Annotated in this window: 16 protein-coding genes and 2 pseudogenes; 12 read left to right on the plus strand and 6 right to left on the minus strand. The window is 63.6% G+C overall.

Translation table 11 applies throughout. The features are described 5' to 3' along the window. Positions 1 to 231: 231 nt before the first annotated feature. Together OYT13_RS07995 and OYT13_RS08000 are read right to left on the minus strand one after the other, a co-directional pair. Positions 232 to 1,950: a glutamine--tRNA ligase/YqeY domain fusion protein gene (locus OYT13_RS07995; RefSeq protein ID WP_268567569.1), complete on the minus strand. Its 1,719-nt coding sequence runs from the start codon at positions 1,948 to 1,950 to the stop codon at positions 232 to 234. A gap of 109 nt (positions 1,951 to 2,059) precedes the next feature. Next, positions 2,060 to 2,257, minus strand: a complete 198-nt coding sequence (locus OYT13_RS08000) for a hypothetical protein (protein WP_017234899.1) — start codon at positions 2,255 to 2,257, stop codon at positions 2,060 to 2,062. A 154-nt stretch (positions 2,258 to 2,411) separates the two neighbouring features. On the opposite strand from OYT13_RS08000, the gene OYT13_RS08005 reads away from it, so the two are divergent. The 9 genes from OYT13_RS08005 (at position 2,412) to OYT13_RS08045 (ending at position 13,152) form a co-directional block, all read left to right on the plus strand. Next, a complete protein-coding gene (locus OYT13_RS08005) occupies positions 2,412 to 2,927 on the plus strand; it encodes a hypothetical protein (protein WP_150563082.1) in 516 nt (171 codons plus the stop codon). Positions 2,928 to 3,485: 558 nt separating this feature from the next. Further along, positions 3,486 to 3,719 carry a hypothetical protein gene (locus tag OYT13_RS08010; RefSeq protein ID WP_017234901.1) on the plus strand — a complete coding sequence of 78 codons (234 nt, stop codon included), beginning with the start codon at positions 3,486 to 3,488 and terminating at the stop codon, positions 3,717 to 3,719. A 101-nt stretch (positions 3,720 to 3,820) separates the two neighbouring features. Further along, a complete protein-coding gene (locus OYT13_RS08015; protein ID WP_268567570.1) occupies positions 3,821 to 4,309 on the plus strand; it encodes a GNAT family N-acetyltransferase in 489 nt (162 codons plus the stop codon). Positions 4,310 to 4,395: 86 nt separating this feature from the next. Next, positions 4,396 to 6,327 (plus strand): ATP-binding cassette domain-containing protein, encoded by a 1,932-nt coding sequence (locus OYT13_RS08020; protein ID WP_017234903.1) that lies wholly within the window; start codon positions 4,396 to 4,398, stop codon positions 6,325 to 6,327. A 310-nt stretch (positions 6,328 to 6,637) separates the two neighbouring features. After that, positions 6,638 to 8,617, plus strand: coding sequence for a DNA topoisomerase IV subunit B (locus OYT13_RS08025; protein ID WP_017234904.1), 1,980 nt, complete (start codon positions 6,638 to 6,640; stop codon positions 8,615 to 8,617). Positions 8,618 to 8,725: 108 nt separating this feature from the next. Further along, positions 8,726 to 9,142 (plus strand): DUF4399 domain-containing protein, encoded by a 417-nt coding sequence (locus tag OYT13_RS08030; protein ID WP_268567571.1) that lies wholly within the window; start codon positions 8,726 to 8,728, stop codon positions 9,140 to 9,142. Further along, on the plus strand, positions 9,126 to 10,088 hold the full coding sequence (locus OYT13_RS08035) for a lytic transglycosylase domain-containing protein (protein ID WP_268567572.1): 963 nt from the start codon (positions 9,126 to 9,128) through the stop codon (positions 10,086 to 10,088). The genes OYT13_RS08030 and OYT13_RS08035 overlap by 17 nt, the downstream gene beginning before the upstream one ends. Before the next feature lie 262 nt (positions 10,089 to 10,350). Beyond that, a complete protein-coding gene (parC, locus tag OYT13_RS08040; protein ID WP_268567573.1) occupies positions 10,351 to 12,687 on the plus strand; it encodes a DNA topoisomerase IV subunit A in 2,337 nt (778 codons plus the stop codon). 12 nt (positions 12,688 to 12,699) lie between these two features. After that, on the plus strand, positions 12,700 to 13,152 hold the full coding sequence (locus OYT13_RS08045; RefSeq protein ID WP_130025529.1) for a CopD family protein: 453 nt from the start codon (positions 12,700 to 12,702) through the stop codon (positions 13,150 to 13,152). Positions 13,153 to 13,171: 19 nt separating this feature from the next. Here OYT13_RS08045 and OYT13_RS08050 read toward each other — a convergent pair whose 3' ends face one another. Further along, positions 13,172 to 14,095 (minus strand): LysR substrate-binding domain-containing protein, encoded by a 924-nt coding sequence (locus tag OYT13_RS08050; protein ID WP_017234909.1) that lies wholly within the window; start codon positions 14,093 to 14,095, stop codon positions 13,172 to 13,174. Between the two features lie 132 nt (positions 14,096 to 14,227). On the opposite strand from OYT13_RS08050, the gene OYT13_RS08055 reads away from it, so the two are divergent. Then, positions 14,228 to 15,496 carry an MFS transporter gene (locus OYT13_RS08055; RefSeq protein WP_268567574.1) on the plus strand — a complete coding sequence of 423 codons (1,269 nt, stop codon included), beginning with the start codon at positions 14,228 to 14,230 and terminating at the stop codon, positions 15,494 to 15,496. A 94-nt stretch (positions 15,497 to 15,590) separates the two neighbouring features. Here the strand turns inward: OYT13_RS08055 and OYT13_RS08060 are convergent. Further along, positions 15,591 to 16,016 (minus strand): annotated as a pseudogene (locus tag OYT13_RS08060) (LysR substrate-binding domain-containing protein); the annotation flags it as partial. Between the two features lies 1 nt (position 16,017). Here OYT13_RS08060 and OYT13_RS08065 point away from each other — a divergent pair. Together OYT13_RS08065 and OYT13_RS08070 are read left to right on the plus strand one after the other, a co-directional pair. Beyond that, positions 16,018 to 16,221: pseudogene (locus OYT13_RS08065) on the plus strand (SDR family oxidoreductase); the annotation flags it as partial. Between the two features lie 35 nt (positions 16,222 to 16,256). Continuing rightward, positions 16,257 to 17,048: an SDR family NAD(P)-dependent oxidoreductase gene (locus OYT13_RS08070; protein ID WP_017234913.1), complete on the plus strand. Its 792-nt coding sequence runs from the start codon at positions 16,257 to 16,259 to the stop codon at positions 17,046 to 17,048. Positions 17,049 to 17,198: 150 nt separating this feature from the next. Here the strand turns inward: OYT13_RS08070 and OYT13_RS08075 are convergent, their stop codons facing one another. Both OYT13_RS08075 and OYT13_RS08080 read right to left on the minus strand, forming a co-directional pair. Then, positions 17,199 to 17,654, minus strand: coding sequence for a RidA family protein (locus tag OYT13_RS08075; RefSeq protein ID WP_017234914.1), 456 nt, complete (start codon positions 17,652 to 17,654; stop codon positions 17,199 to 17,201). A gap of 132 nt (positions 17,655 to 17,786) precedes the next feature. Next, positions 17,787 to 18,977 carry an aminotransferase-like domain-containing protein gene (locus OYT13_RS08080; protein WP_017234915.1) on the minus strand — a complete coding sequence of 397 codons (1,191 nt, stop codon included), beginning with the start codon at positions 18,975 to 18,977 and terminating at the stop codon, positions 17,787 to 17,789. Positions 18,978 to 19,059 lie beyond the last annotated feature (82 nt).

A 19,059-nucleotide genomic window follows, 5' to 3' on the forward strand; every position in this document is an offset into this window, starting at 1 on the left:
CCGGTGCACAGCGGCTGAGCGGTGGGCGAGCAATGGGCGCGAGCTTACGCCGAACTGGCGGTTTCGGGCGCGTCGGCGCCTTATATTAGGTATAGCGTTGGCATTGGGTCGGTAGTGCTCCGACAGCGCACAGGTATGGCGGCGGGGCTGTGTCTGACTGGCGCCCCAAAAAACAAAACCCGCGCACGAGGGCGCGGGTTGAGTGCTACGCGGAGAATTGCCGCAAAGCGTTTACTTGCCACCGCCCTTGGCCGGCTTGACCGCCCAACTGTCCTTAAGCGAGACGATGCGATTGAACACCGGCTTGCCCGGTGCTGAGTCCTGACGGTCGGCTACGAAGTAGCCGTGGCGCTCGAACTGCACGCGATCTTCCGGCGCAACACTCATCAGGCCCGGTTCGACGTAGGCCTGCGTGACGCGCTTGGCGTTCGGATTGATGGCGTCGAGGAAATTCTTGTCTCCCGTATCCGGATTCGGGTCGACGAACAGACGGTCGTAAATGCGCACCTCCGCCGCGAGCGCGTGCGGCGCGCTCACCCAGTGGATGTTGCCCTTGACCTTGTAGTTGTCGGCGCCCGGCGTACCTGATCGGCTGTCCTCGAAATACTGGCAATGCACGGCAGTGACGTTGCCATCGGCATCGGTATCGAAGCCCGTGCACTCCACCACGTAACCGTAGCGCAGTCGCACCTTGTTGCCGGGGAACAGGCGGAAGAAGCCCTTGACCGGCTCGGCCTGGAAGTCTTCGCGCTCGATCCAAAGCTCGCGCGAGATCGGGAACGTGCGCATGCCTCGCTCCGGCGCGTGAGGATGCACCGGCGCCTGGCAGTCTTCCTGCTTGCCTTCCGGATAGTTGTCGATGATCAGCTTGAGCGGGTCGAGCACCGCCGTCGCACGCGGTGCCTTCGGGTCGAGGTCGTCGCGCAGGGCTTGCTCGAGAACGCTCATGTCGATCCACGATGCCGACTTGGCTACGCCGATGCGCTCGCAGAACAACTGCAGGCTCTCCGGCGAGAAGCCGCGACGGCGCAGGCCGACGAGCGTGGGCATGCGCGGGTCATCCCAGCCGTCGACGTGCTTTTCGTCGACCAGCTGGCGCAGCTTGCGCTTGCTCGTAATGGCGTAAGTCAGTTGCAGGCGCGCAAATTCGATCTGCTGCGGCATCGGCCGCTTGAACATGCCCGCGTCGGCCAGCTCGCCGAGTACCCAGTCGTAGAACGGACGCTGATCTTCGAATTCCAGCGTGCACAGGCTGTGCGTGATGTTCTCGATGGCATCCTCCAGCGGATGCGCATAGGTGTACATCGGGTAGAGGCACCACGCGTCGCCGGTGCGGTGGTGGTGCGCGTGACGGATCCGATAGATCGCCGGGTCGCGCAGATTGATGTTCGGCGAAGCCATGTCGATCTTGGCGCGCAGCACATGCGTGCCGTCGGCGAACTCGCCCGCGCGCATGCGACGGAACAGATCGAGGTTCTCCTCAACCGAGCGGTTGCGGAACGGCGAATCCTTGCCCGGCTCGGTGAGATTGCCGCGGCTGGCGCGCATGTCGTCGGCGCTCTGGCTGTCAACGTACGCCTTGCCGCGCTGGATCAGGATCTCGGCGCCCTGATACAACTGCTCGAAATAGTCGCTCGCAAAGTAAAGGTGTTCCTTTTGCGGCGTCTGGTAGCTGAAGCCGAGCCACTTGACCATGTCGATGATCGAATCGACGTATTCGGTCTCTTCCTTCTCGGGGTTGGTGTCGTCAAAGCGCAGATGGCACACGCCATCGTAGTCGCGCGCCACGCCGAAGTTCAGGCAGATGGCCTTGGCGTGGCCGATGTGCAGATAACCGTTCGGCTCCGGCGGGAAACGCGTTTCGACGCGTTGGCCCCATTTGCCCGAGCGATTGTCTTCGTCAATGATGTTGCGGATGAAATTGGATGCCGCGTTCAGCTCTGTGCTCATGCCAGTCCAGTGTTCGGAGTTTGGCGAATATTCTACCGTACCGCACTGCACCACGGGCAGGCGTCGACACGCCCTGTCGACAAAGGCAAGTGATCTCGGCCCGCAGGCGTTACCCGTTGGACGCCTGGACCGATGTCCTCTGGCCCGGCCAAGCGGCGTAGGACAACAGCCAGAGGGAGATGATGTTGACGACCGGGATGAAGGCCAGCACCGTGAACCAGGGGGACAGGCCGAGGCGGGTCAGAATCCGCCAGACGGGGACACCCACGAGCACGATAGCGACGAGCAAGCCAATGAGACTGGACATACGTAATCTCCCGATAGTCCCGCCGGCGGCGGGGCATGGCGCCAGATCCAAGTATATCGCGCGGATACGCCGTCGCCGCGCCTGGATTGTTCTATCCTGAAAGCACTGCCGGTCCTGCCGGCGGCTCCAAGAGTCACCCTCAAGGGAGAACATCATGGAACTGCACCTCCACTCGCATCGCTACACGCACCGCTCGCCCGACTGGGCCGCCGCCGCCGTTTCCGGTTTTGTCGCCTGCGCCTTCTTCTCGGCGGTGGAAATGCTGATGGTGCTGCTGGTCTCCGGCCAGAGCCCATGGGTGCCGCCCCGCATGGTCGCGGCCATCGCGCTGGGGCCTGGCATCCTGACGCAGCCGGCTACGTTCGACCTGTCCATTGTGGCCATGGCGCTCATTGTCCACGCGGTCATCGGTGTCGTTCTGGGCGTAGTGCTTGGCGCGATCGTCGCCCCCTTCCGGCTGGATTCGGATGTGGTGACGGTGTCGGTGGCAGGGGCGATCTTCGGGCTGGCCGTGTACGCGGTCAATTTTTACGTCATGACGCAGTGGTTCCCATGGTTCGTCGCCTCGCGCGGCTGGACGATGGTGGCGGGACACGTGATCTTCGGCGCGTTCGCGGGCTATATGTATTGGGTGCTCGCCCAAATTGACGACCGCGCCGCCACGCCTTGACCTGACTTCGGCGCCGGTCTGCTTTGGTGTCGAGACAGTAATTTTCTGTTATCATTCGCTATCTGCACCGTTTTTTTCGTCAATTTCGAATTGAGCGGATAGCAGTCAAGCGAGGCATGCATAGCGGGGCCGGCTGAGTGCCTGTCCCGAGGTGGCCCGCGTGTGGCACGATTATCACTACAAATGTGCCGCACGACTTTGTTACCGCATGTCACGCTGAACGCTTGGCGTGAATTCACGCGTCCAACGTTCTTGCCGTCGCCCTCGACTGGGCGACAGCGCATCGTTCCCCGAAACTGGATGGAAGTCGTACAGAACGCCCTCATTGCGCCCGCATTGCGCAATGCCGGTGCGCATGTGGCCTTGCGCTACGTGACGCGTTCACCTGCACCGCCTGTCGTATGTCAGTCACGCGAATGTCGTGTGTTTGTCATGTTGAGCAGATAGGCTGCGTGCACTTCACGGAAACATTTGTGCAGATTTGCACTCTCATCACCGTAAGCCGATTCGAGAGGGATAGTTATCAGTCATATTTTTTGCAGTAAGAAGGATTCAAAAATGAAAACAACACAATTTCAAGAATTTCAGTACAGCGTGCGTGCCGTCGAGCGCGACAACGCTCGTTGGGACGCGTTCTACGAGATTCACCGCCCGACCCATGGCGGGTTGGAAAAAGTCGGGGCCTATCAGGTCCAGACCGCCTACGGCTTTGCCACGCAAGGCAACGCCCTCGACGACGCCGAGCGTAATGCCCGTGCCGACATCGAGCAGGGCATCGTCTACTTCCAGTAAGTCGATCTCCCCCATTCATTCCCTGTGCGCGATGCCGGCATCGTTGTGTGGCGACGGTGCTATAGTCCCGCCTTTCGCAACGTATGGCCGGAGAGTCGGGAATGGAATGGATGTGCGAGTCGTTCGATGCGCTGGGCAGTTCCCTGCTTTACCGTATTCTGGCCGCGCGAAATGCCGTGTTCGTGGTCGAGCAGCAATGCCCGTATCAGGACATCGACGGACGCGACCCTCACAGCCTGCATCTCGTCGCGCAAGTGCGCGATGCGGCGGACGCGCTGCAGATTGCCGCGTATTTGCGGCTGTTGCCGCCCGGAGTGGCCTACGACGAAGCGTCGATCGGGCGTGTGATCACGGCGGCGTCGCATCGGGGCACCGGGCTCGGGCGCGAATTGCTGGCGCGGGCCGTGGCGATCGCCGATGAGGCATGGCCGTTGGCGTCGCTGCGCATCGGGGCTCAGGCGCATCTCGAAGCGTTCTATGGCGCCTTCGGTTTCGTCAAGGCCAGTGAGCCGTATGACGAAGACGGCATTCTGCATATCGAAATGCTGCGTCCGCCGGCGGCGTCCAACCGCACAACCCTCAAGCCATAGCCAAGCCGTAGCCGTGCATTATCGGCCGGGCCCTCGCGCCCGGCACTACAATATCTCCCATCGTAGTTCTCCCGTTCCCCCGACACATGGCCTTGTATTCCATTTCGGGCGCCCAATTGGCGTTCGGTCACGTGGCATTGCTCGACAATGCCGATTTTTCGCTCGAAGCCGGTGAGCGCGTTGGACTTATCGGCCGCAACGGCGCCGGTAAGTCGTCGCTGCTCAAGATCGTGGCGGGCCAGATGGTTCCCGACGACGGCCTTGTGGCACGGCAGGCCTCACTCAATACCGTCTACGTGCCGCAGGAGCCTGAGTTCGATCCCGAACTGACGGTCTTCGACGCCGTCGCGCTTGGCCTCGGCGAATTGCATGGGCTGCTCTCCGACTACGAACGCACGGTGGACGCGCTTGCCGATGCCCCTGAGGGCGCCGAGCACGACGCGCTGCTCGCGCGGTTGAATACGTTGCAGGCGTCGCTCGACAATGCGGATGCGTGGCAATTCAAGACACGGGTGGAAACGACGGTTGCGCAACTCGGGCTCGATGGACACGCGCGCGTCGGGTCGCTCTCCGGCGGTATGCAAAAGCGCGTCTCGCTCGGGCAGGCCTGGGTGGCCAAACCCGACGTGCTGCTGCTCGACGAACCGACCAATCACCTCGATTTCGAAGCGATTCGCTGGTTGGAGGATTTGCTCATCGGCTATCGTGGCGCGCTGTTGTTCATCACTCACGACCGTAGTTTCCTGGATCGTGTGGCCACGCGTATCGTCGAACTGGATCGCGGGCGTCTGCTCTCCTATCCGGGCAACTTCACCCAGTTTCAGGAGCGCAAAGCTGCGCAGCTCGAGATCGAGCGCGTGGAGAACGAGAAGTTCGACAAGCTGCTCGCGCAGGAAGAAGTGTGGATTCGCAAAGGTGTCGAAGCACGGCGTACGCGCAGCGTGTCGCGCATCGAGCGCCTGAAGACGATGCGTAGCGAACGTGCCGATCGCCGCGAGATTCAGGGCAACGTGCGCATGGATGTGGCGCAGACCGAGAAGTCCGGCAAGATCGTGGCCGAGCTGACCCATGTCACGAAGGCTTACGGCGAGCGTGTCATCGTGCGCGACTTTACGGCGACGCTCATGCGCGGCGACAAGGTCGGTCTTGTGGGCCCGAATGGCGTGGGCAAGACGACGATGCTCAAGCTCATTCTCGGCGAGATCGCGCCGGACAGCGGACAGATTCGTGTCGGTACCAATCTTCAGGTGGCGTACTTCGACCAGATGCGTGCGCAACTCGATCCCGAGAAGAGTCTGCTCGATACGATCAGCCCGGGCAGCGACTGGATCGAGATCAATGGCGCGCGCAAGCACGTGATGAGCTATCTCGGCGACTTCCTGTTCTCGCCGGAGCGCGCGCGCTCACCGGTGAAGTCGCTCTCGGGCGGCGAGCGCAATCGTCTGCTGCTCGCGCGCCTGTTCGCGCGTCCGGCCAACGTGCTCGTGCTCGACGAACCGACCAACGATCTGGACATCCCGACGCTCGAACTGCTTGAAGAGCTGCTTGAGGAATACAGCGGCACGGTGTTCCTCGTGAGCCACGATCGCACGTTCCTGGACAACGTCGTGACCTCGGTCATCGCAGCCGAAGGCGACGGCAACTGGCGCGAGTACGTTGGCGGGTTTACCGATTGGCAGGTACAGAGCCATCGGTCCGCTGCGCTCGCCGCGCAACGCGCCCCCGTCGAAGTCGCCGCGAAGGACACGGCAACAGCATCAAAGCGCCCTACGAGCCGCACCGCCAAACTCAGCTACAAGGAGCAGCGCGAACTCGACGGCCTGCCGGCGCGCATCGCCGCGTTGGAAACCGAGCAACAGGAAGTGGGGGCAAAGCTCGAAGACGGTTCGATCTATGCGAAAGATCCGGCTGCCGGTGCGGCGTTGTCCGAACGTTTCGAAGCGATTGAACTGGCGTTGCTCGATGCGCTCGAACGCTGGGAACTGCTCGAAGCCAAGCAGCGCGGCGAGGGCGCGTAAGCGTCGGCATCCGGTCAGCGAGCGGCGAGCGGCCGTGGCCGTGGCCCGGCCGCGTTGCATGGTGCCGTTGGCGTTGTCACCCGATCACGTCGCGAGTGACAGTACAATAGGCCGCGATGCATCGGGCGCGGCTCGCCTCCGGACAATACCTGCCGGGCGCTGGGCGTGCTCAGCGTGCCCATTCTGTGGGCGCCGCAACTCAAGTCGTTGATACGGCGTCACTTTTGTCATGTGTTCATGGGTTTTCCCCGTGGTTGTCCACAGGAACTGTGGATAATCGCCGGGCGTCGTACCCTAATTCAGTCACGCTATGTCGAAAAAAAATACGCCTGCCCAATACAGCGAAGCGTCCATCAAGGTCCTGAAGGGCCTTGAACCGGTCAAGCAGCGCCCGGGCATGTACACCCGCACCGAAAATCCGCTGCACATCATTCAGGAAGTCATCGACAACGCCTCTGACGAAGCGCTTGGCGGTTACGGCAAGCAGATCCTCGTCACGCTGAACAAGGATGGTTCGGTGAGCGTCGAGGACGACGGCCGGGGTATTCCCGTCGGCATCCACCCGGAAGAGGGTGTGCCGGTCGTCGAGATCGTCTTTACGCGATTGCATGCGGGCGGCAAGTTCGACAAGGCGGCCGGTGGCGCCTACACCTTTTCGGGCGGCTTGCATGGGGTTGGCGTGTCGGTGACGAACGCCCTGGCCACGCGACTGGCCGTCACGGTCTGGCGCGACGGCCAGGTCTCCGAGCTGGAATTCGCCGATGGCGGCAACGTCGACGTGGCATTGCACTCGCGCGCCGCACAACGCGGCGAGAAGAAGAGCGGCACGCGCGTCACCGTCTGGCCCGATTTGAAGTACTTCGATAATCCCACGCTGCCGCTGAGCGAGCTGCAACGGTTGCTGCGCTCGAAGGCGGTGCTGCTGCCGGGCGTGCGCGTCACGTTGCGTCAGGAGAAGACCGGCGACGAGCAGACGTGGTGCTATGAGCATGGCTTGCGCGGCTATCTTGTCGAATCGCTGGGCGGCGCCGAGCCGCTGATTCCGCTGTTCGAGGACGAGCGCTTTGCCGATGGCAACGAGGACAGCTTCGCCGAAGGCGAGGGCGCGGCCTGGGTCGTGGCATGGACCGAAGACGGCGCGCCGGTGCGTGAGTCGTATGTCAACCTGATTCCCACACCGGCCGGCGGCACCCACGAATCGGGTCTGCGCGAAGGGCTGTTCCAGGCGGTGCGTGGTTTCATCGAACTGCACAATCTGCAGCCCAAGGGCGTGAAGCTGCTGCCGGAAGACGTCTTTTCGCGCGTGTCGTTCGTGTTGTCCGCGAAGGTGCTCGATCCGCAGTTCCAGGGGCAGATCAAGGAGCGCCTGAACAGCCGCGACGCCGTGCGTCTGGTGTCGTCCTTCACGCGTCCAGCGCTCGAGTTGTGGCTCAACCATCATGTCGAGCATGGCAAGAAGCTGGCCGAACTCGTGATTCGTCAGGCGCAGGCGCGCACGCGCGCGGGCCAGAAGATCGAGAAGAAGAAGAGTTCCGGCGTAGCGGTGCTTCCGGGCAAGCTGACGGATTGCGAGACCGAAGACATCACGCGCAACGAACTGTTCCTGGTCGAGGGCGACTCGGCGGGCGGCTCGGCGAAGATGGGGCGGGACAAGGAGTTTCAGGCGATTCTGCCGCTGCGCGGCAAGGTCCTCAACACGTGGGAGACCGAGCGCGACCGACTCTTCGCGAACAACGAAGTGCATGACATCGCCGTGGCCGTCGGTGTCGACCCGCATGGCGCGAACGACACGCCTGACCTGTCGAATCTGCGCTACGGCAAGATCTGCATTCTCTCGGATGCCGACGTCGACGGCTCGCATATCCAGGTGCTGCTGCTCACGCTGTTCTTCCGCCATTTCCCGCAACTGATTGCGAAGGGGCATGTGTATGTGGCACGCCCGCCGCTCTATCGCGTGGATGCGCCGGCCCGTGGCAAGAAGCCCGCACAGAAGCTCTACGCACTCGACGAAGGCGAACTGGAAGCGATCCTCGACAAGCTGCGCAAGGATGGCGTACGTGACACCGCATGGTCGATCAGTCGCTTCAAGGGGCTGGGCGAAATGAGTGCCGCGCAGTTGTGGGAAACCACCATGAATCCCGACACCCGCCGGTTGAGCCCCGTGGCGCTTGGCGGCCTCGATTTCGATGCGACCGTGGCGCGCATGAACATGCTCATGGGCAAGGGCGAGGCGGCGCAGCGTCGCAGCTGGCTCGAAGCCAAGGGCAATGAGGTGGAAGCCGACATCTGAGCGGATTCCCGGCATCGGTGCAGTGGCGGGTGCCTCACGCGCCGGCAGGCCAGCGTGAGCGCTCACATCGTGGGATAATCCACCCTTCACCCTTCCGGGAGTCGCGTTATGTTGCGTTCCATGCGTTGCCTTTTTGTGTCGCTGTTGGTTGCCGGCGCAAGCGCCACCGCGCTGGCACAGTCGGCTCAGCCGCGCGTCTTCTTTGTGGCGCCGACGGACGGCGCAACGGTGTCGAACCCGGTCGCGGTCCATTTCGGCGTCGAGGGCATGGCGATCAAACCGGCAGGCGACATGACGCCCAACACCGGTCATCACCATCTCATCATCGACGGCGATTCCATTCCCGCAGGTCAGGTTGTCCCCACGGACGACACGCACCTGCATTTTGGTAAAGGCCAGACCGAAACGAGCGTCAATCTGACGCCCGGCGATCACACGCTGACGTTGCAGTTCGCCAACGGTGCTCACCAATCGTACGGTCCCGCCATGAGCCAGACCATTAAGGTGCATGTCAAAGGTCGGTAACTTCACCGTTTCGATGGCGCGCCGTATTCGAGCGATCTGCCGACATTGCGCGCCGCGACGTTTCGTCGGGCCCGCGCTGGCCGCCGCGCTGCTTGTCGCGACGCCATTCGCACACGCCGAACTCTATGGTTATGTCGATGAGAACGGCGTCGCCCATCTCGCGGCACGCAAGCTCGACGCGCGTTATCGTCCGGTCGTCGGGGCGGGCGGCAACGTCGACCTGCGTGCGTCGCACGGCGATACGGCCAGTGGCGTGGATCGCTCGCGCCTGTACGATGCCCTCGCCCGACATCCCAATCTGAAGACGCTGGCGCCCGTGATCGCGCAGGCTGCGCAGCGTTATCACGTCGATGTGGCGTTGCTCAAAGCGGTCATTGCGGCGGAGTCGGGATTCGATAGCGCCGCAGTGTCACCCAAAGGCGCCGTTGGCTTGATGCAAGTGCTTCCGTCAACGGGCGAGCGCTACGGCGTGCGCGCAGACGCGCGACGCACGGTCGCCGACAAGCTCGCCGATCCGCGGACGAATGTGCTGACCGGAGCCCGCTATTTGCGTGATCTGCAAACGCGTTATCCCGACCGTCTCGAACTGGTGCTCGCGTCGTACAACGCGGGCGAGGGGGCGGTGGCGCGTCACGCCGACCAGATCCCGCCGTATGCCGAGACGCGCGACTACGTGGCGACCGTGCTCGCCCTTTATCGACGCTTCGATCCCGATGCGCCCGCGCTGGGGCAGGGCGGCGGGGCGATACGTATGAGCGGGGCGAGCCCGGGCGGCGCTCACGTGGGGCGCGTTGGCGGTGCGCGCGTGAGCGGCTCGCGCGACGGTCGCATCCACGTCATTCTGGGTGCGCCGTCCGGACTGCCCGTCGTGCCGGCTGCTATGCCGAATGCGTCGGTCCGAGCATCGGCGCAAGGGGCGCTGTCGTCTTCGCCAACGATCGATTGAGGCACCCCAGCAACGCCGCCAGGGGCGGCGTCACGAAGGCGCCAGCGGCGCTGTCGCCTGTCGATCCCCACGGTCTGACGCTCGGATTTGTCCGAAATGCGTGCGCAATCCCGCCGATTCCCGCGTCCTCCGATCCGAAAACACGTCTCGCTTTGCCAATCGGACGTGTTTTTGCCGAAATGTGCCGACGAGCTTGGTATGATCTCGCGGTCAACGTCTCCCCGAACTCTCGTCAAACGTTCGCAGCAAACCCATAGGTTTTATGGAACAAGTAGAAGATCTCTTTACGCAACCGTCGGATGACGACACGCTGACGCTCGGCGCATATGCCGAGCGTGCCTATCTGGACTATGCGATCAGTGTTGTCAAAGGCCGTGCACTGCCGGATGTGTGCGACGGCCAGAAGCCGGTGCAGCGCCGGATTCTGTTTGCAATGAATGAAATGGGCCTCGCGGCCGACGCCAAGCCGGTGAAGTCGGCGCGCGTGGTCGGCGATGTGCTCGGCAAGTTTCACCCGCACGGCGACCAGTCCGCCTATGACGCGCTGGTGCGTCTCGCGCAGGACTTCTCCATGCGCTATCCGCTTATCGACGGCCAGGGTAATTTCGGCTCGCGCGACGGCGACGGCGCGGCGGCCATGCGTTACACCGAAGCGCGTCTGACGCCGATCGCGAAGCTGTTGCTCGACGAGATTGACGCGGGCACCGTGGACTTCGTGCCGAACTACGACGGCTCGACGCAGGAGCCGCGACTATTGCCGGCGCGCCTGCCGTTCGTGCTGCTCAACGGGGCGTCGGGGATTGCCGTGGGGCTCGCGACGGAAATTCCGTCGCACAATCTGCGCGAAGTTGCGTCGGCGGCGGTTGCCCTGATTCGCAACCCGAAGCTCGACGACGCCGAATTGATGACGCTCGTGCAGGGACCGGACTTCCCCGGCGGCGGCCAGTTGATTTCGAGTGCGGCGGAAATTCGCGCGGCCTACGAAAGCGGCCGTGGCAGCCTCAAGATGCGCGCGCGCTGGAAGATCGAAGAGATGGCGCGAGGTCAGTGGCAGGCGGTGGTCTATGAGCTGCCGCCGAACACGTCGGGTCAGAAGGTGCTCGAGGAAATCGAGGAAATCACCAACCCAAAGGTCAAGCTCGGCAAGAAGACGCTCACGCCCGAGCAGCAGAATCTCAAGCAGTCGATGCTCGGCATGCTCGATGCGGTTCGCGACGAATCGGGCAAGGACGCCCCCGTGCGACTGGTGTTCGAGCCGAAGTCGAGCCGCATCGACCAGCAGGAATTCATCACGATGCTGCTCGCGCACACGAGCCTTGAGTCGAGCGCGTCGGTCAACCTCGTGATGGTCGGCGCCGACGGCCGCCCGACGCAGAAGTCGCTGCGCGACATTCTGTCCGAGTGGATCGGATTCCGCTTCGAGACGGTCACACGTCGTTCGCGCCACCGTCTGGGCAAGGTCGACGACCGGATTCACATCCTCGAAGGCCGGATGATCGTCTTCCTGAATATCGACGAAGTCATCCGCATCATTCGCGAGTCCGACGAGCCGAAAGCCGCGCTGATGAGCGCGTTCGGGTTGAGCGAGCGTCAGGCGGAAGACATTCTGGAAATCCGTCTGCGTCAGCTGGCGCGTCTGGAAGCGATCAAGATCGAGCAGGAGCTGGCGTCGTTGCGTGACGAGAAGGCGAAGCTCGAAGAATTGCTCGCCAACGACAGCACGATGAAGCGTTTGATCATCAAGGAAATCGAAACCGACGCGAAGCAGTTCGGTGACGATCGCCGCACGCTGATTCAGGAAGAGAAGCGAGCCGTGGCCGAAGCGCGTGTGGTCGATGAGCCGGTAACGGTCGTGGTGTCCGCCAAGGGGTGGGTGCGCGCGCTCAAGGGCCATGGCCTCGATGCACAAGGCTTCTCATTCAAGCAGGGCGACGCGCTGTATGGCGCGTTCGAATGCCGCACCGTGGATCCGCTGATCGCGTGGGGCAGTAATGGCCGCGTCTATTCGGTGGCCGTGGCGCTATTGCCGGGCGGGCGGGGCGACGGCGTACCGCTCACGTCGTTGATCGAACTGGAGTCGGGCTCGCGCTTGCTGCATTACTACGCGGCGTCGGGCGAGCAACCGCTGCTGCTGGCAACGTCGACGGGCTTCGGTTTCACGACGAAGCTGGGCGATATGGTCAGCCGAGTGAAGGCCGGCAAGTCGTTCATGACCATCGACGAAGGTGCGGCACCGCTGGCCCCCACGCCGATTTGGCAGGGTGCCAGCGCGGTGGCGTGCCTGTCGAGCGACGGTCGTCTGCTCGTGTTCGGCATGGACGAAATGAAGTCGCTCACGGGCGGCGGACGCGGTGTCACGCTGATCGGTCTCGATGACAGGCAGACGCTGGTGTCGGTCGTGCCGATCGGCGAAGCGGGCGTTACCGTGTATGGCGAAGTGCGCGGAGGCAAGCTTCAGGCCGAGACGCTCTCTGGGCCGTCGCTCGCCCCGAACATCGGCAAGCGCGCCCGCAAGGGACGTGCGCCCGCAGTCAAGTTCGCGACGTTCAAGCCGCGTTCGCTCGAGCCGGTACTGCCGGCCGCCCCTTCGGCATCCTGACGGGAGTCACGCATGAACGTTTATGCCTTGAGTTTGTTCTTGCATCTGGTGAGTGTGGCGGTCTGGATCGGGGGGATGTTCTTTGCGCTCGCCTGCCTGCGTCCGGCGTCCTCCGAATTGTCGCCGCAGCAACGTCTGCCGTTATGGGAGGCGGCGCTCTCGCGCTTTTTCACCTGGGTCGGCGTGGCCATCGTTCTGATCCTGCTGTCGGGCGGACACATGATGCTCGGGATGGGCGGCATGCGCGCCCGTTGGCCCGTGCATGCGATGGCCGGCATCGGCGTGGTGATGATGCTCGTCTTCGGTCACATTCGCTTTGCGCTGTTTCCGCGTCTGCAACGCGCGGTGCAGGCGCAGTCGTGGCCGGACGGCGCTGCCGCGGTCAATGGGATCCGGCGGCTCGTGATCCTGAATCTTGTATTGGGCGTCGTCGTCATCGGTCTGGCAGCGTCGCTGCGCGGCTGATTGCGGGCCTCGCGGGACCTCATGCGCCAGGCGGCGTCGTCTCATGAAGGCGGCCCGCCACTTCGCGGCAAATCGCGACGAACGCCTGCACCAATGGGCTCGCGTCGTCGCGACGCTTGGCCAGCAGCAGGGGCGTGTGCGCGTCGGGCTCGCTAAGGTCCATGAAGCATGCGCCCTCGATCTGGATGCATCGCACGGCGGCCGGGAGTATCGCCACGCCCAGCCCGCTCGCCGCGAGTGCCACGATGGTGGTCGACTCGCGTGCTTCCTGTACGACGCGCGGCGAAAAACCAGCCCGCTCGCACATCCGCCGTATTTTTCCATCGATCGCCGTGCCCACATCGTGCGGATGCATGATGAACGCCTCATGGGCGAGGTCGGCCATGGACAAGCTTGCGCGCCCTGACAGCGCATGACCCTGGTGCAAGACCACAACCAGCGCTTCGTCGATCAATGTCTCGAAACTGAGCCCCGCGATTGGCGGCGCGTCGTCCGCCTGACGCACCAGGCCAATGTCCAGCGTGCGCTCGGTGAGCGCGTCCCGTTGCCGCTCCGAAGGCGATTCGATCAACGTCAGCGTCACGCGCGGATATCGCAGGCGATAGCCGGTGAGGACCCGTTTCATTAGATTCGTCATCGGAGCGGACGTCGTGAACGCGATGCGCAATTCCCCGGCGTCGAGTCCCGCAATCTGTTGCACCTCCTGACGGGCGGCTTCCGCGTCGGCGAGGATCTGACGCGCCCGCACGAGGAACGCCCGCCCGGCGGTGGTCAGGAAAACGCGTCGCTGTGCGCGCTCGAAGAGCGCCACGCCCAGTTCGTCCTCCAACGCACGGATCTGCATCGAGAGCGGCGGCTGGCCGATATTGAGTTTCTGTGCCGCACGGCTGAAATGCAACGCTTCAGCGACGGCCACGAAGTAGCGCAGATGACGCAGTTCCATGCTTCAGTCCTCGATTGATCTGTTTTATATATGGATATATCGCGTAAATATATATTGGACGTGGGGTAACGGCAAACCTATGATTCGGTGTATACATTTCCCCCCAAGACTCGCGTGAGTCGCTCCAGCGTCATGGCATCAACCAACTCCCTTTCTCTTCCCAATGGCGCCGCCGCAGACGTCGGTACGCCGGCATCGAAGCTTCCGGCGGGTGTCGCGCGCGGCACTCGTGAATATGCCGTCATCAGCCGGGCCCTCTTTTTCGGCGGGTTCTCGACGTTTGCCCAGTTGTACTGCATGCAGTCGCTGTTGCCGCTGCTGACCACGACGTTCGGCATCACACCGGCACAGGCGAGTTGGTCGGTCTCGGCAGCCACGATGATGATGGCGCTGGGTCTGCTCGTGACCTGTGTCGCCGCAGATCGTGTGAGCCGCAAGCGCATGATGACCATGGCGCTGCTCAGTTCGTCGGTGCTCACGCTTGCGAGTGCGTTCTCTACCAACTTCGAGACGATCGTCATCCTTGGCGCCCTCAAGGGCTTGGCGCTCTCCGGACTGCCCGCCATCGCAATGGCATACCTGAGCGAGGAAATCGATCAGCGCTCGCTTGGAATGTCGATGGGGCTCTACATTGGCGGGAACATTCTCGGTGGCATGGCCGGACGCGTGCTGTCCGCGTTGATTGCCGACCTGTTCTCCTGGCGCGTGTCGGTGGCGGTGATCGGGCTGGTCTGTCTGGCGATGGGGCTGGAGTTCGCCCGCAGCCTGCCGCATTCGCGTCGTTTTTCGCCGCGCGACATGACGGTTCGCGAAGCGATCGGACATGCGCGGCGGCACCTCGGTGATCCGGCGCTGCTCGGCCTGTACCTGTTCGCCGGCCTGATGATGGGCAGCTTCGTGAGCGTCTACAACTATCTGGGCTTTCACCTGTCGGCGCCGCCGTTCCATCTGCCGCACGCCGCCATTGGGGCGATCTTTGCGATGTATCTGATCGGCGTGATTGGCTCGTTCATCGCGGGACCGCTGTCGGATCGCGTGGGACGTCCTCGACTGCTGTGGGTGCTGGTGGCGTTGGCGTTCGTGGGACTGGTGACCCTGCTGGCGTCGCAAGTGCTGGGCGTGGTAATCGGTCTCGCGATCTTTACGTTCGGCTTCTTTGGGGCGCATACCGTCGCCAGCAGTTGGGTGGGGCGCCGCGCGACCGAAGGGCGGGCGATCGCCTCGGCGCTGTACCTGTTTTTCTACTACATGGGCTCCAGCCTGCTCGGCAGCTACTCGGGTGTCATGCTCAAGGCGCACGGCTGGCACGGCGTGATTGCCCTGCTGGCGGTGGCGGTCGTGCTGTCGCTCGCTGTCGCGATAGCCATGCGGCGCGCATACGGCAGCGGCAAGCCGCGCTGATCGTCACCGGCAACGCGCGCCAACGCGCAGAACGATTCCCCGGTCCCTGAGCCGGAACGTCCGAGCACGCCGAACATAGGCGCGTGACGCGCGATCAGCGCGTCGCCGGCGCGATGCCCACCTCGTTTCCGTCACCCCGATCCCATGGGGGCACACCGCCGAACGCACCGACCAGGAAGTCGATCATGACGCGCACGCGCGCGCTGAGGTGTCGGCGGCTCGGGTACATGGCGAGTATGTCGATTTCAGGCAGACGATAGTCGGGCAGCACCTGAACGAGCGTGCCCGCACGCAGATCGTTGCCGATCAGGAACGTGGGTTGCCAGATGATGCCTCGTCCGGCCAACGCCGCCGCGCGCGCGGTATCGCCGTTATTGGTATGCATGTGGCAGTCGACCCGCACGGCGTGGGTGTTGCCGCCACCGTCGATCAGTTGCCACTCGTCGCCGGTGGCCGCATACCTGTACCCGATACAGCGATGCGTGATCAGGTCCGCCGGCACGGTTGGATGTCCGTCGCGGTCGATCATCTTCACGTCGACATTCGTGGGTTACTCGTTCGCGTTTCCCGGTACGGCAGCCTACGCGGCGAGCAAGGTCGGGCTGAACGGGTTGACGCAGGCGCTTGCCGCCGAGTACGGTGCGCAGGGTGTGCGCGTCAACGCCGTGTTGCCCGGCGCCGTGGACACGGAGATGTATCGCGACATGAACGACACCGACGCGTCGCCATCTCAATGCATTCACTGAAAAGGAAATCACTCATGGACCTGCAATTGAAGGGCAAACTCGCGCTGGTCAGCGGAAGCACGGCCGGCATCGGTCTCGCCATTGCCAGCACACTGGCGCAGGAAGGCGCGCGCGTGATCGTCAATGGTCGCGCCCGGTCATCGGTCGACGACGTCGTTGCGCAACTCAAAGCGGACACCGGCGGTGAGGTGTACGGATTTGCGGGGGATCTCAGTACGGCTGCGTCAGCGGACGAACTCGCGCGGCGCTTTCCGAACGTGGAGATTCTGGTCAATAACCTGGGCATCTTCGAGCCCAAGCCGTTTGAAGCCATTCCCGACGAGGACTGGCAGCGTTTCTTCGACGTCAATGTGCTGAGTGGTGTGCGTTTGGCGCGTCTGTTCCTGCCGGCGATGCGGCAGGCCAACTGGGGGCGCATTATTTTCATTTCAAGCGAAAGCGCCGTACAGATTCCCGCTGAAATGATCCACTACGGGATGACGAAGACCGCGCAGCTTGCGGTCTCGCGTGGGCTCGCGGAAGCGGTTGCCGGCACGGGCATTACCGTCAATAGCGTGCTGCCGGGGCCGACCAAATCGCGGGGCGTGGGGGAATTCGTGGAGACGCTCGCAAAGGCCGACGGCAAATCGTTCGAAGCGTTCGAAAAGGAATTCTTCGAAACCGTACGTCCCACATCGCTCATCAAGCGATTCGGTTCGCCGCAGGAAATTGCGTCCCTCGTGGCATACGTCGCCAGTCCGCTGTCGTCGGCGACGACAGGCGCCGCGTTGCGAGCCGATGGGGGCGTGATCAAGAGCGCCTTCTAGACCCACACGAGCGTTGGGCCGGCGCTGCCCAGTGCTGGCTCGATGAAGGGTCGACGGGGGGCGGTTGCGGTTGGGGGGAGACGGTCGTAAGGCGGCACGCCTCCCATCAAAACGCCATGCGCCGAGCGCCAGGCGGTCATCGAACGAGGGTCAGGCGAGTTCGGCGATCAGCTCGATCTCGACGCAGGCGCCCAGCGGGATCTGTGCGACGCCGAAGGCCGAACGCGCGTGCTTGCCGGCATCGCCGAAGACTTCCGCGATCAGTTCCGACGCGCCGTTCGTCACCAGGTGCTGATCGGTGAAGTCCAGCGTCGAGTTGACGAGGCTCATTAGTTTCACGACACGCTTGACCTTGTTCAGGTCACCCGTGTGCGCGTGCAGCGTGGCGATCAGTTCGATGGCCACGGCACGTGCCGCGGCTTTGCCTTCGTCGACGTTCACGTCCTGGCCGAGCTTGCCCGTCCAGATCTTGCCGTCTTTCTTGGGCAGGTGGCCCGAGAGGAACACGGTGTTGCCGGTCTGCGCACTCATCACGTAGGCGGCGGCGGGCGCGCCAGCGGTCGGCAGTTCAATACCCAGTTGCTTCAGTTTGTCGTAGACGGACATGTACGGCTTCCTTGCAGATACGTTGGGCCGGACCGAGACATCGGCCCGACAGGTGGGTTGAAAGTGGGCCGATGACCGCGTCCGTCGGCGACCGGCCTGAATCGCTTCAGGCCGGCAGGGGCGACAAACGGATCAGGCCGCGCGCCGCGCGAGCGCTTCGGCGACGAGCGCCCCGAGGCGCGCAACGCCTACCTCGATTTTCTCGGGCGGCACGGTGACGAACGACAGCCGCAGCGTATTCGAGGGCGGCGTGCCGACATAGAACGGCGCGCCGGGCACGAAGGCGACATTCTGCGCAATCGCTTTATCCAGCAACTGCATGGTGTCGATGCCGGCGGGCAATGTCAACCAAATGAACATGCCGCCGGCCGGCGGGGTCCAGGTGGTGCCCGTCGGCATGTGCTTAGCCAGTGACGCGAGCATCGCCTTCGCCTGCGCGGCGTAGAGCGTGCGGATCGACGGGATGTGCGTGTCCAGGAAGCCGTCTTTCACGACCTCGTAGGCAATGCGCTGCGTGAGACTCGGTGTGTGCAGGTCGGCGGCCTGTTTGGCCTGCACCAGCTTGGCGATCACTGCCTGTGGGCCGATGATGAAGCCGAGGCGCAGCCCCGGCGCGAGCACCTTCGAGAACGATCCCATGTAAAGCACATGCGCCGGGGCGAGCGACATGAGGCTCGGCAGGCGCTGGCCTTCATAGTCGAGTTCGCCATACGGATCGTCTTCGATGATCGCCAGGCCGTCGCGCTTGGCAACGGCGGCCAGCGCTTCGCGGCGCGCCATCGGCAGGCGGCGTCCGGTCGGGTTCTGGAAGTTCGGCATGGCATACAGGAAGCGCGCACCCTTCGTTTGCTCGGGCGTGAGCGCCTCGGGCAGCAGACCGTGGTCGTCGGTCGGCACCGGCACATACGTCGGAGCGAACAGCGAGAACGATTGCAGCGCGCCCAGATAGCTCGGCGCTTCGACCAGCACGCGGCTGCCTTCGTCGATGAAGATCTTGCCGATCAGGTCCAGGCCCTGCTGCGACCCGGTGGTGATCAGCACGTTCTCGGGCGCGAGCGTCAGGCCGTCGCGCGAGTAGCGCTTCGCGATCCATTCGCGCAGCGGAGCGAAACCTTCGGTGGCGCTGTATTGCAGTGCGGCCTGCGGCGAGTCGGTCAGTACGCGCTCGGCGGCTGCGCGCATGCGCTCGATGGGGAAGGTCGCGGGCGACGGCAGGCCGCCGGCGAACGAAATGACGTCCGGGCGCTCCGTGACCTTGAGGATTTCGCGAATCGCCGAGCTGGTCAGATGGCGGGCACGTTCGGAATATTGCCAATCATGCATGAGGGTCTCGCTTTGAGAGGGCGGCCGGATCGACCGGCCGCTGATATCGGGCGTTGCGCGTGCCGAGCGCGTGGGGGCTGGC

The sequence above is a fragment of the Pandoraea sp. XJJ-1 genome (assembly GCF_026802345.1).
Lineage (GTDB): Bacteria > Pseudomonadota > Gammaproteobacteria > Burkholderiales > Burkholderiaceae > Pandoraea > Pandoraea cepalis.

Excerpts from the sequence above, each read along its gene's own strand:
- OYT13_RS08000 (WP_017234899.1), bottom strand. The coding sequence starts at position 2,257 with ATGTCCAGTCTCATTGGCTTGCTCGTCGCTATCGTGCTCGTGGGTGTC.
- OYT13_RS08005 (WP_150563082.1), top strand. The coding sequence starts at position 2,412 with ATGGAACTGCACCTCCACTCGCATCGCTACACGCACCGCTCGCCCGAC.
- OYT13_RS08055 (WP_268567574.1), top strand. The coding sequence starts at position 14,228 with ATGGCATCAACCAACTCCCTTTCTCTTCCCAATGGCGCCGCCGCAGAC.
- OYT13_RS08075 (WP_017234914.1), bottom strand. The coding sequence starts at position 17,654 with ATGTCCGTCTACGACAAACTGAAGCAACTGGGTATTGAACTGCCGACC.
- OYT13_RS08045 (WP_130025529.1), top strand. The coding sequence starts at position 12,700 with ATGAACGTTTATGCCTTGAGTTTGTTCTTGCATCTGGTGAGTGTGGCG.
- OYT13_RS08070 (WP_017234913.1), top strand. The coding sequence starts at position 16,257 with ATGGACCTGCAATTGAAGGGCAAACTCGCGCTGGTCAGCGGAAGCACG.
- OYT13_RS08035 (WP_268567572.1), top strand. The coding sequence starts at position 9,126 with ATGTCAAAGGTCGGTAACTTCACCGTTTCGATGGCGCGCCGTATTCGA.
- OYT13_RS08015 (WP_268567570.1), top strand. The coding sequence starts at position 3,821 with ATGGAATGGATGTGCGAGTCGTTCGATGCGCTGGGCAGTTCCCTGCTT.
- OYT13_RS08080 (WP_017234915.1), bottom strand. The coding sequence starts at position 18,977 with ATGCATGATTGGCAATATTCCGAACGTGCCCGCCATCTGACCAGCTCG.
- OYT13_RS08030 (WP_268567571.1), top strand. The coding sequence starts at position 8,726 with ATGTTGCGTTCCATGCGTTGCCTTTTTGTGTCGCTGTTGGTTGCCGGC.
- OYT13_RS07995 (WP_268567569.1), bottom strand. The coding sequence starts at position 1,950 with ATGAGCACAGAGCTGAACGCGGCATCCAATTTCATCCGCAACATCATT.
- OYT13_RS08020 (WP_017234903.1), top strand. The coding sequence starts at position 4,396 with ATGGCCTTGTATTCCATTTCGGGCGCCCAATTGGCGTTCGGTCACGTG.
- OYT13_RS08025 (WP_017234904.1), top strand. The coding sequence starts at position 6,638 with ATGTCGAAAAAAAATACGCCTGCCCAATACAGCGAAGCGTCCATCAAG.
- parC (WP_268567573.1), top strand. The coding sequence starts at position 10,351 with ATGGAACAAGTAGAAGATCTCTTTACGCAACCGTCGGATGACGACACG.
- OYT13_RS08050 (WP_017234909.1), bottom strand. The coding sequence starts at position 14,095 with ATGGAACTGCGTCATCTGCGCTACTTCGTGGCCGTCGCTGAAGCGTTG.
- OYT13_RS08010 (WP_017234901.1), top strand. The coding sequence starts at position 3,486 with ATGAAAACAACACAATTTCAAGAATTTCAGTACAGCGTGCGTGCCGTC.